The following is a 15,316-nucleotide window of genomic DNA, read 5'->3' as shown; positions in this document are numbered from 1 at the left end:
AAAGCTAATTTCATTCAGCGGATAAGTCATAACGACTCTATTAAAATAGTCGGATTGACTCAATGATGTCATTTTGACTCTGTGCTGAGAAGTAGGATACAGCATGCTCTGCTGGCGGATGTGCTACGCCTGTGAAGGGGCAGCTTGCGCAGCCTTAAGCGTAGCTCATGGTAATACAGGCAACCAGCAAAGAGGCTCGCCAGCATTAGGCTTTCTTTTTTATCACAATGTGATCCACATTCATCATTGAGCCTCTTCGCCTGGGGTTAATCGGCTGAACGGAGTAAAGTGGAACAATGTTTCAAACTCCCCTTAATTCGCTAAGGAGTCATCATGCCTTATCAGGCTTCCCCTTCCCGTTATGAAACCATGCAGTATCGCCGTTGCGGCCTCAGCGGTCTGAAATTGCCCGCCCTTTCCCTTGGCCTGTGGCACAATTTTGGTCATATCAGCAACCTGGAATCACAGCGTGCGCTGCTGCAAAAAGCGTTTGATTCAGGCATTACCCATTTCGATTTAGCCAATAATTACGGACCTCCTCCCGGTTCGGCTGAAGAAAACTTTGGCCGCCTGCTGCGCCAGGATTTTGCGGCTTATCGCGATGAACTCATTATCTCGACCAAGGCCGGTTACGATATGTGGCCGGGCCCGTATGGCTCAGGCGGCTCGCGTAAATATCTGCTGGCAAGCCTCGATCAAAGCCTGCAACGCATGGGGCTCGACTATGTCGATATCTTCTATTCGCACCGCGTTGATGAAAATACGCCGATGGAAGAAACCGCTTCGGCGTTAGCTCAGGCCGTACAAAGCGGTAAGGCGCTATATGTCGGCATATCTTCTTACTCACCAGAACGCACTCAGCAAATAACCGGGATGCTACGCGAGTGGAAAATTCCGTTACTTATTCACCAGCCCTCCTACAACCTGTTAAACCGCTGGGTTGATAAGAGCGGCCTGCTGGATACGCTTGAGCAAAACGGTACGGGCTGTATTGCCTTTACGCCGCTGGCCCAGGGCCTGTTGACCGGGAAATACCTGAACGGTATTCCAGACGGCTCGCGTATGCAGGCCGAAGGAAAAAAAGCACGCGGGCTGACGGAAACTATGCTTTCCGAGGCAAATCTTAATAGCCTGCGCTTGCTTAATGAAATGGCGCAACAACGCGGGCAAACCATGGCGCAAATGGCGCTTAGCTGGCTGCTGAAAGATGAAAGGGTGACGTCAGTATTGATTGGCGCAAGCCGTCCGGAGCAGCTGGAAGAGAACGTGAAGGCTCTGGAAAACCTGCATTTCAGCGCCGAAGAACTCAGCGCTATAGACAGACATGTGGTGGATGGCGAGCTGAATCTCTGGCAGGCCTCTTCAGATAAGTAACCTCCCGGCGGGTAAGGCTTTGCTTATCCGCCTCCGCATCTCAGCGCTTCGCTATACGTCGGCCAGGTCTATGGCAGGACGCTGGTAGTGCGGCCAGACCAGAGCCACCAGAGCGGGATACGCCTCGTGGCTTAATTCATTAAAGCACTGCCGTAAATTGAGCACTTCTATATCTGCGAGAGAAACATGCTCTCCCTCAGCACAGCGCTTTTTGATATTGTCGTAATATTTATAGACTGCTGAATTCAAATCGCTGCAGCGACGCTGTGCATTAAATAATTCTGGCCGGGTAGTCAGTTCATCAATGCGCATTCTTTTTATCGTCGCATAGGTAAAATCGATATATTCGCTATTCACGCGCCAGAAGTAATCCGGCGTAATGCGGGACATCAGCATTGAGAAATAGTCTTCACGCTCTTCCGCGCTGCTGGTAGAAAACGCTTTTAATTTCCCCGAAGGCGTGCTTTCCTGCTCGGGCGACATTTCTTTCATTAACAGCAGTACGATACATAACAACATCAGCAAGGTCACAATGAAATAAAAAACGCTGTGCATCAGAAACTCCTGTTTTTTTATTATGGAATTGAGGCATCATAATATTGACATTCCGCCCCGATACGCGTCCAGCAGTCTATTGATATTAAAGGACACTACTCAATGTTGCCCAACAGTTTTCTACCGTGGCGCTTTCAGGCTTTTGCCGTGAAAGATGACAGCGACAGCGCAAGAAATAATGAGTTGCACGGCCACGTTCAGGCGAAACTTTCAGCGCTTGAAAAAACCATACTTAGCGGCAAACATTATGCCGGAGTTGCAAAAAACTCGCTACTGGAAGAAACGGATAAGCATATTAAAGAGCGTCTGCTTTGTGCCGCAAAAATTGCAGCCCTGACCGCCGTCATCAACGAAATATGCGAGCAAGAAAAGCTCAGCCCGGCCGATCTGCACATGTTAATAGAGGACAAAACGTCCGCTATCCGGCTAAAAGAAGATCGGATCTGGCTAAACCAACTCACCCAGGAAAAAAACTGGCCGTTATTTTATTCTTTCGAGGATTAACGGATATGTCAGAAGAAAACCAATCCCCGCGGCCAGAAAGTAATACTGAGGATAGTGAAAACAGCGCTGAATTTGCCTTAAATGAAAATATCAACGCGCTGGTTGCTTTAAGGAATGAAAATATTGCCCGCTACACCCAGGAAAATACGGATATCACTGCCGCGCTGGTGGATCTTAAGTGGAAAAACCGCCGCGAGATGTATCCGATGAGGTGTAAAGAAGAAATTTACGGCGCGGTATTAAGTGAAATTATCGCCAGCCAACCGCATTTAAAGCAGACGATAATAGCGCGGCTGGAGGAAAAGTATCAGCAGATCCGGGCTGACGAAGCACAGACTTTATCTATCACGCGCGGGTTGATTGAAGGGACTTACAAGACACCGAATCTATAGCGGATGAGCTATCGCTTATCCGCTCTGCAGCGCGGAATCACTGATAATTTCAGTGACTTCCGCCATCTCGCCAATTCTGACCTCACCCGCCCGCTCAAGTTTGCTTTTGTCGATTAGCAGTAAGGACTGGGCGGCCCGCCGAAGCAGGATCGTTTTGTACTCCGCGTTCCAGCTTCGCGTGTCCCATAGCGTGCCGTTAACATCCACCCCTTCGCAGGAAAAGACGAACAGATCGATATCCATATTTTTAAGCAGCGGGGCCAGCGGAGCATCAACATAACAGGCGTATTTACGCTGCAATATGCCGCCGGTGCTGACGAGCTGAATATGCTTGCGCTTCGCCAAAAGCTGGCAAATACGCTCGCTATTGGTAAACACGGTGAGAGGTATATCCGGCAGTAAGCGGGCCAGATACCAGCAGGTCGAGCTGGCGTCCAGCGCTATTACCATACCCTCACTCACCCAGGCTAGCGCGTGGCGGGCAATAGTAGCTTTACTGTGGAGATGGCTTTTCTGACGCTCGATAAACGGGTCGCCGCTGTCGCCGGTACCACGGCTAATATGCCTGGCTCGCCCGTGCTGACGGATAATTTTACCTTGTTTTTGCAGGCAATCCAGATCGCGCCGTACCGTTTCAAGACTTACTTCCAGGAGGCGCGCCAGTTGCTGTGTGGTCAGATTTTCGTATTGTTCAAGGAGTTGAATCAGCTCCTCGTGACGTGCGGTTTTCATTCATCTTCCTCTGCGTGGCGAACGCCGCCGCTTTTACCATAGGGGAATTCTAACCGGCCAGTAAACGTTTTAATGCCTTGTCATCAACTCACGTATTTAATTTGAGTTGAACCAGCAAGCCGCCCATCTTTCCCCTGAACCGTCCGCGCCGGGAATAAACGGGAACGGTTAGACATTTCAGCAAAAACAACCAGGCTTTAAGGATGTGAAACAAAACGGAGAACGACTAATGGCAAATCACCAGTCTGAAATACAGGATCCGCGCAACCAATACCACACCGGCGAGTATCCGCAGCAGAAGCAACCGGCTCCGGGAGTGCAGTCGAAAATGGACCCGGTCCCCGACTGTGGCGAAAGCAGCTATGTCGGAAGCGGGCGACTGAAGGGACGCAAAGCGCTGGTGACCGGCGGTGATTCAGGCATTGGCCGTGCAGCCGCCATTGCTTACGCGCGTGAAGGTGCGGACGTTGTGATTAACTACCTTCCCGCTGAGCAGGAAGATGCCGAGCAGGTGAAAGTTTTAATCGAAGAGGCGGGCCGCAAAGCGGTGCTGATCCCGGGCGATTTGAGCGATGAAAAATTCGCCCGTTCCCTGGTGCAGCAGGCCATTAAGGAACTTGGCGGGCTGGATATTCTGGCGCTCGTGGCAGGCAGGCAAACGGCGGTGGAAAAGATTGCCGAACTGACCAGCGAGCAGTTCCAGAAGACTTATGCGGTGAACGTTTTTGCTCTTTTCTGGATAACTCAGGAAGCCCTGCCCCATCTGCAACCCGGTGCGAGCATCATTACCACATCGTCAATCCAGGCTTATCAGCCAAGCCCGCATCTGCTGGACTACGCATCAACCAAGGCTGCAATCCTGACCTACAGCCGTGGACTGGCCAAACAGGTTGCGGAGAAAGGTATACGCGTAAACGTCGTGGCGCCGGGGCCAATCTGGACCGCATTACAAATTTCCGGCGGCCAGACGCAGGAGAAAATACCGAAGTTCGGCCAGCAGACGCCGATGAAACGCGCAGGGCAGCCAGCAGAGCTTGCGCCAGTGTATGTTTATCTGGCAAGTCAGGAGTCGAGCTATGTGACTGCGGAAGTGCACGGCGTGTGCGGCGGCGAACATTTAAGCTAAAAAAATGGCGTGGTTTTTACCACGCCATTTTTTATGCAGCGCGTTTTTACTGAGCTTTTGTAACTTCCTGCCCAACCAGCCCAATCTTCAGATACCCTGCCTGATGCAGCGTATCCATCACGCTCATCATCGTCTCGTAATCAACCGTTTTATCCGCGCGGAAGAAAATCGTGGTGTCTTTCTTACCCGCAGTGGCGGCGGTAAGCACGTTGATCATGCTGTCTTTCGTCACTTCGTCATTACCCACAAACATAGTGTTATCGGCTTTAACGGAGAGATAAACAGGTTTTTCCGGACGCGGCTGCGGCTGGCTGGAAGAAGCCGGAAGGTTTACCTTCACGTCCACGGTCGCCAGCGGCGCTGCCACCATAAAGATGATCAGCAGAACCAGCATTACGTCGATAAACGGCGTAACGTTGATTTCATGCATTTCACCATTATCGTCGAGATTTTCGTTAAGTCGCATCGCCATCGAGGATTAACCTACACGCAGTTTCTGAGCCGGACGAACAGGACGCGCCTGTGAGCTGGCTTCCAGGTCCAGATCGCGGCTTTGTAGCAGCAGAACCTGTGCCGCAACGTCACCCAGCGACGCTTTGTGACCGCCGATCATACGAGCAAAAATATTATAAATAACAACCGCAGGGATAGCCGCAATCAGGCCAATCGCCGTCGCCAGCAGAGCTTCTGCGATGCCGGGCGCCACGACCGCGAGGTTAGTCGTTTGCGTCTGCGCAATGCCGATAAAGCTGTTCATGATGCCCCATACCGTACCAAACAGGCCGACGAACGGGGAGATAGCGCCGATGGTGGCAAGGAAACCATTACCGCGGCCCATATGACGACCAAAGGCGGCGACGCGGCGTTCCAGACGGAACCCCGTACGCTCCTTAATACCTTCGTTGTCTTCGCTGCCTGCGGAAAGTTCCAGTTCATTGCGGGCTTCGTTAATTAACACCGTGCTGAGGCTTTTAGGGCCGAAAGCCGTTGCCATTTCGCAGGCTTCATCCAGCGAGCGGGCGTTTGCTAACTGCTGCTGTTCACGCTTGATGCGGCGCTTTTGCGCTAACAGCTCAACGCTTTTGCTAAAGAAGATAGCCCAGGTGACGACGGAGGCCAGAATCAGGCCGATCATCACAATTTTTACCACGATGTCAGCATGCTGATACATGCCCCAGACGGAAAGGTCCGTCTGCATCAAATTATTCGTCACACTAATCTCCACCGCGAAAATAATACAAAATCTGAGCGTAATAATATCAAAACGACATCGAATTGATAGTAGTTCTCATTAGTATTTGCAGAGTGCCTGAAATTGTCTATGCATTCCTTGCGTTTACGCAGTAAAACCGGGCAGCCGCCGGATTTTTAGCTTTTTTTGTCAACTTTAAGGAACGGTATGAGATGTGCCTTGTAAAGCATGATAAGTTATGTTTAGACATCCAGACGGTTAAACGGAGTAGCAGAAAATGGCAGCGAAGCACATTGAAACGGCGTTGATAAATGCCGGACGCGATAAAAAATTCACCCAGGGTTCGGTCAACAGCGTCATTCAGCGCGCTTCATCTTTAGTCTTTGAAACTGTGGAAGCCAAAAGGCAGGCCACGGCTAATCGGGCAAAGGGCGAGTTATTTTACGGGCGTCGCGGCACCCTCACCCATTTTTCTTTACAGGAAGCGATGTGCGAACTGGAAGGCGGCGCAGGCTGTGCGCTTTACCCTTGCGGTGCCGCCGCCGTGGCAAACGCTATTCTGGCCTTCGTGGAACAAGGCGATAACGTGCTGATGACCGGCACGGCCTACGAACCAAGCCAGGATTTCTGCACTAAAATCCTCGCCAGGCTTGGCGTGACCACGACCTGGTTCGATCCTTTAATTGGCGCAGGCATCGCGGAGTTGGTGCAGCCCACTACCAAAGTCGTTTTCCTTGAATCCCCGGGCTCCATCACCATGGAAGTTCACGACATACCGGCGATGGTGAAGGCGGTTCGCAGCGTAGCGCCTGAAGCCGTCATCATGATAGATAACACCTGGTCGGCGGGCATTTTATTTAAAGCGCTGGATTTCGGTATCGATATTTCTATCCAGGCGGGCACCAAATACCTGATTGGGCATTCCGACGCGATGGTTGGCACCGCGGTTTCCAACGCCCGCTGTTGGGATCGGCTGCGTGAGAACTCTTATCTGATGGGCCAGATGCTGGATGCCGACACGGCGTATATGACCAGCCGCGGCCTGCGTACGCTGAGCGTGCGTTTACGCCAGCACCAGGAAAGCAGTTTAAAAATCGCCGCATGGCTGGCTGAACATCCGTTAGTCGAACGCGTGAATCATCCGGCGCTCCCCGGCAGCAGAGGCCACGAGTTCTGGAAACGTGACTTTACAGGCAGCAGCGGACTGTTCTCATTCGTGCTGAAAAAGCGCTTAAACGATCGACAGCTTCAGCGGTATCTCGACCATTTCCGCTATTTCAGCATGGCTTATTCCTGGGGAGGCTACGAATCGCTTATTCTTGCCAGTCAGCCGGAGGAAGTGGCGGAAATTCGCCCGGCAGGCGGGATAGATTTTTCAGGAACGCTAGTTCGTGTCCATATCGGACTGGAAAACGTAGCGGATCTTCAGGCCGATCTGGATGCGGGTTTCCAGCGCATAGCCTGAAATTGCCAGATTTGGACACCTGAAAAGACAAGAAATTGATTGCCGCTGTGATTTGTTGAGCCCGCGATCAAGGTGCGGCGGGCTTTTTAGCGTTACACTGTATTTAAAATAAGGCTCGCCTTACTACAGGCGAACTGTCTAAGCGGTTCCACAGGATTTTCCATGGCTGTAATACAAAATATCGTCCAGGCGCTTTGGCAACATGATTTTGCCGCCCTGACAAACCCTCATGTAATCGGTGTTGTCTATTGCGTTATGTTTGCGACGCTGTTTCTGGAAAATGGGTTGCTGCCGGCCTCTTTCCTGCCGGGAGACAGCCTGCTGCTGCTGGCGGGCGCGCTGGTGGCCAAAGGGGTAATGGATTTCGTGCCGACAATGTTGATTCTGACCACGGCGGCGAGCCTCGGCTGCTGGCTGAGCTATTTGCAGGGCCGCTGGCTGGGTAACACCAAAACGGTGAGAAACTGGCTGGGACAGCTACCCATCCAGTATCACCAGAAAGCCACGCATATGTTCGACAAACATGGGCTACTGGCGCTGCTTGCCGGGCGTTTCCTGGCGTTTGTGCGTACCCTGCTGCCAACCATGGCGGGTATTTCCGGCCTCAGCAACCGCCGTTTCCAGTTCTTTAACTGGCTAAGCGCGCTGCTGTGGGTTGGCGTGGTGACAAGTTTTGGCTATGCGCTGAGCATGATCCCTTTTGTGAAACGCCATGAAGATCAGGTGATGACCTTCCTGATGATCCTGCCTGTCGCCCTGCTGGTCGCCGGTTTGATCGGCACGTTGTTCATCGTGCTCAAAAAAAAAGTTAGGCTCGCGTAGATAGTTTCCCGGCCCCGGCCATTCGTGCCGGGGTTTTTACATCGTGCGCATACGCGCCACATCCTCGCCCGGCGTTACGCCAAAGTAGCGCTTAAACTCGCGGCTAAACTGCGAGGCGCTTTCATATCCCACCCGCACCGCTGCGGTGCTGGCTTTCAGCCCGTCGTGTAAAATCAGCATTCGCGCCTTATGCAGTCGATAGCTTTTCAGGTATTGCAGCGGCGAAGTGCTGGTTACCGATTTAAAGTTATGGTGAAACGCCGAGACGCTCATGTTTGCCTCAGCGGCAAGCTGGTCAACGGACAGGTTCTCGGTGTACTGCGTTTCGATGCGCCGGAGCACGCGGCTTATCAGGCTGAAGTGCGTCTGACGGCTGACCAGCGCCAGCAACGCCCCGCCTCGTGGTCCGGTGAGAATATGATAGAGAATTTCGCGAATAATTTGTTTGCCAAGAATACGCGCATCCAGCGGACGTTCGAGCACATCCAGCAGGCGCTCTACCGCACAAAGAATTTCCTCCGAAAGTTTGGCGGAGTTAATCCCCGTAGAGCAAGCCTGCGGATGGAAGAGATCGTCTTCGCCAATATCCATCAGCAGATCCTGAAGCTGCAAAATATCGACGTTAATACGCATTCCAGCCAGCGGTACCTCCGGCGTCGCGAAAGTTTCACATTCGAAGGGTAAAGGTACGGTGAGCAGAAGATATTCATTGGCGTCGTAGCGAAACACGCGATCGTTTATATATCCCGTTTTATGGCCGGAAAAGAGAATTACGATCCCCGGCTCGTACATGACCGGCGTTCTGGCACCGGGCTTTGTGCCGTACAGCAGCCGTACACCAGGCAGTGCCTGAAGCGCATCATTTTCATTTTGTATCAAACAATTAATTTTTTGCGTCAGCTGCTGGCAAATCGTTTTCCGGTTCATCTTCATCCGCTCCACAAGGATTTTTAGCGATGACAGTGTGCGACGAGTGAGCTTTTTTCTCCAGTCTTCTGGAGAAATGGGCAAGACAAAGACAGGAATATGTATTGAGCGATAGCGCCCGTAAGTCGACAATGAACGTCATCAAAAAGCGACAGACAGTATCTTTTTTCATCCACTTAACGGGAATCTGATAATGAACAACTTTACTCTACATACTCCAACCCGCATCCTGTTCGGTAAAGGCGCAATCGCTGAATTACGCGACCAGATCCCTGCGAAAGCCCGCGTGCTTATCACCTACGGCGGCGGCAGCGTAAAGAAAAATGGCGTGCTGGATCAGGTCTATGCCGCGCTTGAAGGCCTGGACGTGCTGGCGTTCAGCGGCATTGAGCCAAACCCAACCTACGAAACGCTGATGAAAGCGGTAGAAATAGTGCGTAAAGAGAACGTGACCTTTCTGCTGGCGGTAGGCGGCGGTTCCGTTCTGGACGGCACCAAATTCATTGCCGCTGCGGCGAACTACCCGCAGGAAAAAGATCCGTGGAATATCCTGCTGACTCACGGTAAAGACGTTGAAAGCGCCATCCCTATGGGCTCAGTGCTGACGCTGCCGGCAACAGGTTCTGAATCGAATAAAGGCGCCGTGGTTTCTCGCCGTGCTACCGGTGACAAACAGGCGTTTATGTCTGAACACGTTCAGCCCGTCTTCGCTGTTCTCGATCCGGTTTACACCTATACCCTGCCTCCACGTCAGGTTGCAAACGGCGTAGTAGATGCGTTCGTGCACACCGTTGAGCAGTACATTACCCGGCCGGTAAACGCTAAAATCCAGGACCGCTTTGCAGAAGGCATCTTATTAACGCTGATTGAAGATGGCCCGATTGCGCTCAAGGAGCCAGAAAACTACGACGCGCGTGCCAACGTCATGTGGGCCGCAACGATGGCGCTGAACGGTCTGATTGGGGCAGGCGTACCGCAGGACTGGGCGACACACATGCTGGGTCATGAGCTGACCGCAATGCACGGCCTGGATCACGCGCAAACGCTGGCGGTTGTGTTACCTTCCCTGCTGAACGAAAAACGTGCCCAGAAGCACGCCAAACTGCTGCAGTATGCGCAGCGCGTATGGAACATTACCAACGGTTGCGAAGAAGAACGTATCGACGCGGCCATCGAAGCAACGCGTAATTTCTTCGAGCAAATGGGCGCGCCAACGCGGCTTTCCGCTTACGATCTGGACGGCAGCACTATCCCGGCGCTGCTGGTCAAACTTGAAGAGAAAGGCATGACGCAGCTCGGTGAGAACCAGGATATTACCCTTGACGTGAGCCGTCGTATCTACGAAGCGGCACGCTAAGTAATTTAGCCATTTGGTTTTCGTTTTCGGGTATTTGGTCCAGAATTAAATGCAATTGTTACACCGGAGCCTGGCCCCGGTGTTATCGCTCATTAAGGAGAAACGCATGGCAAGTTCAACAGTAATCAAGCTCCAGGACGGGAACGTGATGCCTCAGTTGGGCCTCGGCGTATGGCAAGCCAGCAACGATCAGGTTCTGCTCGCCATTGATAAGGCTCTGGAGGTCGGTTATCGCTCAATTGATACTGCCGCAGCGTACAAAAATGAAGACGGCGTGGGCAATGCCCTGAAAAATGCAGGCCTGCCGCGCGATGAGTTATTCATCACCACAAAACTGTGGAATGAAGATCAGCAGCGTCCGCGCCAGGCGCTGGAAGAGAGCCTGCAAAAACTGCAGCTTGATAGCGTCGATCTCTACCTGATGCACTGGCCCGTACCGAGTAAAGACCACTATGTTGAAGCCTGGAAAGGGATGATTGAACTGCAAAAGCAGGGGCTGGCGAAAAGCATCGGCGTCTGTAATTTCCAGGTTAACCATCTGCAAAGGCTGATTGATGAAACAGGCGTTACGCCGGTTATCAACCAGATTGAACTGCATCCCCTGCTGCAGCAACGTCAGCTTCACTCCTGGAACGCTACCCACAAGATTCAGACCGAGTCATGGAGCCCGCTGGCGCAGGGCGGTGAAGGCGTTTTCGATCAAAAAGTCATTCGCGATCTGGCGGATAAATATGGCAAAACGCCCGCGCAGATTGTTATTCGCTGGCACCTGGACAGCGGCCTGGTGGTGATCCCGAAATCGGTTACGCCGTCGCGCATCGTTGAGAACTTTAACGTGTTTGATTTCCGTCTCGATAAAGATGAACTAGGAGAGATTGCGAAGCTGGACAGCAACAAGCGTCTGGGGCCTGACCCGGATGTGTTTGGGGACTAAGCAAAACCATCCTCGCCCCGGCCCTCTTCCTGAGGGAGAAGAAGAAAAGAAAAATGCCCTCTCAAGGAGGGCTCGGGTCTTAGCCTTATTCCCTCTCCCGGCGGAGAGGGTTAGGGTAAAGGCGTACCTTGCTTTCAGCGTGCGCTAACCGGCTTTTTCTTCGCACCAGTTTTAACGCCAGCCTTTTGAGCAGTCACGGGCTTAGCGCCACTGGCTGCTGGACGACGCTGGTGCGCAATCGGCGTGTGTTTCGTCAGCGCCGGCTTTGAATTACGGTTATAACGACGCGCTTCACGCATCTCTTCTAACGTTGGCGACGGTACCAGGCACTCGCGACGGCCACCAATCAGGTGTTTTTTACCCATCGCTTCCAGCGCCTCACGGATCATCGGCCAGTTCGCCGGATCGTGATAGCGCAGCAACGCCTTGTGCAGACGACGCTGGCGATCGCCCTTCGGCACCACGACCTCTTCACTTTTGTAGCTTATCTTGCCCAGCGGGTTCTTACCGGTGTAATACATGGTGGTAGAGTTCGCGAGCGGAGACGGATAAAAGTTCTGCACCTGATCCAGACGGAAACGATTCTTCTTCAGCCACAGCGCAAGGTTCACCATATCCTCATCACGCGTACCCGGATGCGCGGAGATGAAATAGGGGATCAGATATTGCTCTTTCCCTGCCTGCTTCGAATAGGTGTCAAAGAGCTCTTTAAAGCGCTGATAGCTGCCCATTCCCGGCTTCATCATCTTCGACAACGGCCCTTCTTCGGTATGTTCCGGGGCAATTTTCAGATAGCCACCCACGTGGTGCGTCGCCAGCTCTTTGATATAACGTGGATCTTCTACCGCGATGTCATAACGCACACCGGATGCGATAAGAATTTTTTTAATCCCCGGCAGCTCACGGGCACGACGGTAAAGATTGATGGTCGGCTCGTGGTCGGTGTCCATGTGCGGACAAATGTCCGGGTAAACGCAGGACAAACGGCGACAGGTTTGCTCAGCACGCGGCGATTTACAGCGCAGCATATACATGTTTGCCGTCGGGCCGCCAAGGTCGGAAACCACGCCGGTAAAGCCCGGAACCGTGTCGCGCATCGCTTCGATTTCATTGATGATCGAATCTTCGGAACGACTCTGAATGATGCGCCCTTCGTGCTCGGTGATTGAGCAGAATGAACAGCCGCCGAAGCAGCCGCGCATGATATTGACCGAGAAGCGAATCATTTCATAGGCGGGAATACGGGCTTTGCCATAAGACGGATGCGGCACGCGCTTATACGGCAGAGCAAACACGCCGTCCATCTCTTCGGTGGAAAGCGGAATGGCCGGTGGGTTAATCCAGATATAGCGATCGCCATGCTTTTGCATCAGCGCACGCGCGCAGCCCGGGTTGGTTTCATGGTGCAAAATACGCGAGGCGTGTGCATAGAGCACTTTGTCGTTTTTCACTTTTTCAAACGACGGCAGCAGCACGTAAGTTTTTTCCCACGGCTTAGGACGCGGCGGCTGAACGACAACGGCTTTTGGCTCCTGTACAAGCGGGCCATCAGGTTTGCCCGTTTCAGCACAGGGTAAATCTTCGCCGTACGGATGGGGAATAGGATCGATGCGCCCCGGCGTATCCAGACGCGTGGAATCCACGCCGGTCCAGCCCGGCATTGCTTCTTTACGCATCATCGCGGTGTTGCGCACATCGCTTATCGCTTCAATTTTCTCACCCATCGCCAGACGATGAGCCACCTCCACCAGCGGACGCTCGCCGTTGCCGAAGATCAGCATGTCGGCTTTGGCATCCACCAGAATGGAGCGACGAACGGTGTCGGACCAGTAGTCGTAGTGCGCGGTGCGCCTGAGGCTCGCTTCGATCCCGCCAAGGATCACCGGCACATCGCGCCAGGCTTCTTTACAGCGCTGGGTGTAGACCAGCGACGCACGGTCAGGACGCTTGCCCGCGACGTTACCCGCCGTATAAGCGTCGTCGTGGCGCAGTTTGCGGTCGGCGGTGTAGCGGTTGATCATGGAATCCATGTTGCCTGCGGTCACGCCGAAGAACAGGTTCGGCTTGCCCAGCTGCATAAAGTCTTCTTTGCTGTTCCAGTCCGGCTGGGCGATTATTCCCACGCGGAAGCCCTGAGCCTCCAGCATGCGGCCACAGATCGCCATGCCAAAGCTTGGATGGTCAACGTACGCATCCCCGGTGACCAGAATGATGTCGCAGCTGTCCCAGCCTAATTCATCCATCTCCTTGCGCGACATGGGTAAAAACGGTGCCGGGCCGAAACAGGCCGCCCAGTACTGAGGCCACGAAAAGAGTCCGCGATCGGGCTGGATCAGGCTTATAGAGCTCATAGTGCTTTCCGAAAAATGATGTAAAAGTAGCCAAAGCCGGCGATTATACGCAGGTTCCAGCTAATAAATGAAGGGTTAATGTAATGTTATATTTGCCCTCACGATAAAGTAAGGGCCAGCGTGACATATTAAGGCGCAGGGTTTACCAGAAGCTGGCCAATCGAGCCCCTGTCCGCCATTTCCAGCGTCTGGCTGGAATAAAGAAACGGGAAGTGTTCCCAGGATGGCTGGCCGAAATAAACCAGTAGCTCAACCTGACCATCGACCCAGACCGTATCCTTCCAGCCGCGATCTTCGCCAAAAGGTGCTGCGCCATTAACATTTTTAATCAGGAAGCTCACGCCTTCAATATGGAAGGACTGCGGCATATCCGAACGCACGGTCCAGCGCTCCCATGTGCCCTGCTGTGTCTGAATATCGATACGTTTGATATCCCATAGCTGGCCGTTAATACCGGGTTCATCGCCAAGCGTAATATCCCGGCTGCGTGCCGGGCTGCCGTTGATAATTTCATCCGGCAGCAGGCGCATAGGCAGGCTATCCGTAACCAGCGGCAACAGGCCAGTTGGACGCAGCGTTAACACCAGCGTAGAAATAAGAATGCCGGAAGGCTCAAAGAAGCCGCGAATGCGATCCATAATGCCCGCCGCTTCACCGCAGGTAATGGAAACCTCTTTTCCTTCGGTCATATCAACCAGAATTTCGCGTCGCTCGCCGGGCGCCAGGGAAAGCTGTTTGACCGAAACGGGAGCCGGTAAAAAACCCTGATCGCCTGATATAACGTGCATCGGGCGGTTATCGCTCATTTGCAGCAAATAGCGACGCGCGTTAGATGCGTTGAGCAAACGCAGGCGCACCCAGCCACGAGAAACTTCAACATACGGCCCCTGCACGCCGTTAACCAGCAGGGTATCGCCAACAAAGCCGCCGCTGCCCGGTTCGACGTACTCTGGCGTGCCGAAGTTGTCCAGGCGCTTGTCCTGAATAATGACCGGAAAATCATCAACGCCATAATGGCTGGGGATGGGCAAGGATTTGCTGACTTCATCTTCAATAAGCCACATGCCTGCCAGGCCGTTATACACCTGCTGGGCGGAACGGTTTGGCGTGTTCGCGCGATACCAAAGCGTGGCGGCCTGCTGGCGAATTGGCAGCACGGGCGCCCAGTCAACGTTCGGCGACATCATGCGCGGCGCACCGCCCATTAAAGGCCCCGGCACCTGAAGGCCGGCGATCGTCATGCCGATATTTTCCTGCAGGCGATTGCTGTAAATCATCTTCACATCGTCGCCGTTCCAGACGCGGATAGTCGGCCCCAGATAGCGGCCGTTTAGCCCCCAGACCTGCGCCTTCGCGCCGCCGGTAAATGACCAGTGCGCCCGTTGCAGCGTCAGAAAAAGAGGCTGACCACGGCGGGATTCAAGCAAAGGGGGAACGGGTAAAGGTAACTGCTGCCCTGCCGCATTTGCCCTCAGTGGCAACGCACCCGCACAAAGTGCAACTCCCGATGCCTGCATAAACTGACGCCGACTGAGTGACATAATTGCTCCATGTAAGATAAAACGTGGGGGGCGGTACAAACCGT

At 53.3% G+C, this 15,316-nt stretch carries 15 protein-coding genes; 8 read left to right on the top strand and 7 right to left on the bottom strand.

Annotated features, from left to right (window positions below; translation table 11 throughout):
- The first annotated feature begins 333 nt into the window (after window positions 1-333).
- Window positions 334-1,374, top strand: coding sequence for an aldo/keto reductase (locus E2L00_RS09805; RefSeq protein ID WP_167610448.1), 1,041 nt, complete (start codon window positions 334-336; stop codon window positions 1,372-1,374).
- 51 nt (window positions 1,375-1,425) lie between these two features.
- On the opposite strand, the gene E2L00_RS09800 is transcribed toward E2L00_RS09805, so the two are convergent.
- Window positions 1,426-1,929: an ESA_00282 family adhesion-associated protein gene (locus tag E2L00_RS09800; RefSeq protein ID WP_167610445.1), complete on the bottom strand. Its 504-nt coding sequence runs from the start codon at window positions 1,927-1,929 to the stop codon at window positions 1,426-1,428.
- 102 nt (window positions 1,930-2,031) lie between these two features.
- Between E2L00_RS09800 and E2L00_RS09795 the strand changes: the two genes are divergently transcribed.
- Window positions 2,032-2,433: a hypothetical protein gene (locus E2L00_RS09795; RefSeq protein ID WP_167610442.1), complete on the top strand. Its 402-nt coding sequence runs from the start codon at window positions 2,032-2,034 to the stop codon at window positions 2,431-2,433.
- A gap of 5 nt (window positions 2,434-2,438) precedes the next feature.
- Window positions 2,439-2,825, top strand: coding sequence for a cytoplasmic protein (locus E2L00_RS09790; RefSeq protein WP_167610439.1), 387 nt, complete (start codon window positions 2,439-2,441; stop codon window positions 2,823-2,825).
- Window positions 2,826-2,840: 15 nt separating this feature from the next.
- Here E2L00_RS09790 and fucR read toward each other — a convergent pair whose 3' ends face one another.
- Window positions 2,841-3,557 carry an L-fucose operon activator gene (gene fucR / locus E2L00_RS09785; protein ID WP_167610436.1) on the bottom strand — a complete coding sequence of 239 codons (717 nt, stop codon included), beginning with the start codon at window positions 3,555-3,557 and terminating at the stop codon, window positions 2,841-2,843.
- Window positions 3,558-3,786: 229 nt separating this feature from the next.
- Here fucR and E2L00_RS09780 point away from each other — a divergent pair, with 229 nt between their 5' ends.
- Window positions 3,787-4,683 (top strand): SDR family oxidoreductase, encoded by an 897-nt coding sequence (locus E2L00_RS09780; RefSeq protein ID WP_167610433.1) that lies wholly within the window; start codon window positions 3,787-3,789, stop codon window positions 4,681-4,683.
- Window positions 4,684-4,729: 46 nt separating this feature from the next.
- Here the strand turns inward: E2L00_RS09780 and exbD are convergent, their stop codons facing one another.
- Together exbD and exbB are read right to left on the bottom strand one after the other, a co-directional pair.
- Window positions 4,730-5,155, bottom strand: coding sequence for a TonB system transport protein ExbD (gene exbD, locus E2L00_RS09775; RefSeq protein ID WP_167610430.1), 426 nt, complete (start codon window positions 5,153-5,155; stop codon window positions 4,730-4,732).
- A 6-nt stretch (window positions 5,156-5,161) separates the two neighbouring features.
- Window positions 5,162-5,896, bottom strand: coding sequence for a tol-pal system-associated acyl-CoA thioesterase (exbB, locus tag E2L00_RS09770; RefSeq protein ID WP_167610427.1), 735 nt, complete (start codon window positions 5,894-5,896; stop codon window positions 5,162-5,164).
- A 256-nt stretch (window positions 5,897-6,152) separates the two neighbouring features.
- Here exbB and metC point away from each other — a divergent pair, with 256 nt between their 5' ends.
- Both metC and E2L00_RS09760 read left to right on the top strand, forming a co-directional pair.
- Window positions 6,153-7,340, top strand: a complete 1,188-nt coding sequence (metC, locus tag E2L00_RS09765; protein WP_167610424.1) for a cystathionine beta-lyase — start codon at window positions 6,153-6,155, stop codon at window positions 7,338-7,340.
- 162 nt (window positions 7,341-7,502) lie between these two features.
- Window positions 7,503-8,162, top strand: coding sequence for a DedA family protein (locus E2L00_RS09760; RefSeq protein ID WP_167610421.1), 660 nt, complete (start codon window positions 7,503-7,505; stop codon window positions 8,160-8,162).
- 36 nt (window positions 8,163-8,198) lie between these two features.
- Here E2L00_RS09760 and E2L00_RS09755 read toward each other — a convergent pair whose 3' ends face one another.
- Window positions 8,199-9,089: an AraC family transcriptional regulator gene (locus E2L00_RS09755; RefSeq protein ID WP_167610418.1), complete on the bottom strand. Its 891-nt coding sequence runs from the start codon at window positions 9,087-9,089 to the stop codon at window positions 8,199-8,201.
- A 193-nt stretch (window positions 9,090-9,282) separates the two neighbouring features.
- Here E2L00_RS09755 and yqhD point away from each other — a divergent pair, with 193 nt between their 5' ends.
- Both yqhD and dkgA read left to right on the top strand, forming a co-directional pair.
- Window positions 9,283-10,446, top strand: a complete 1,164-nt coding sequence (gene yqhD, locus E2L00_RS09750) for an alcohol dehydrogenase (protein ID WP_167610415.1) — start codon at window positions 9,283-9,285, stop codon at window positions 10,444-10,446.
- A 106-nt stretch (window positions 10,447-10,552) separates the two neighbouring features.
- Entirely contained in the window at window positions 10,553-11,380 is an 828-nt protein-coding gene (dkgA, locus tag E2L00_RS09745) for a 2,5-didehydrogluconate reductase DkgA (protein WP_167610412.1), read from the top strand.
- Between the two features lie 134 nt (window positions 11,381-11,514).
- On the opposite strand, the gene E2L00_RS09740 is transcribed toward dkgA, so the two are convergent.
- Both E2L00_RS09740 and ftsP read right to left on the bottom strand, forming a co-directional pair.
- Window positions 11,515-13,731, bottom strand: coding sequence for a YgiQ family radical SAM protein (locus tag E2L00_RS09740; RefSeq protein ID WP_167610409.1), 2,217 nt, complete (start codon window positions 13,729-13,731; stop codon window positions 11,515-11,517).
- A 128-nt stretch (window positions 13,732-13,859) separates the two neighbouring features.
- On the bottom strand, window positions 13,860-15,272 hold the full coding sequence (gene ftsP / locus E2L00_RS09735; RefSeq protein ID WP_167610406.1) for a cell division protein FtsP: 1,413 nt from the start codon (window positions 15,270-15,272) through the stop codon (window positions 13,860-13,862).
- Window positions 15,273-15,316: the final 44 nt, after the last annotated feature.

The organism is Cedecea colo, from assembly GCF_011808225.1.
GTDB classification, from domain to species: Bacteria; Pseudomonadota; Gammaproteobacteria; order Enterobacterales; family Enterobacteriaceae; genus Dryocola; species Dryocola colo.
Note: the sequence above shows the minus strand (reverse complement) of the source record. Positions and strands in the feature narration are given on the sequence as shown.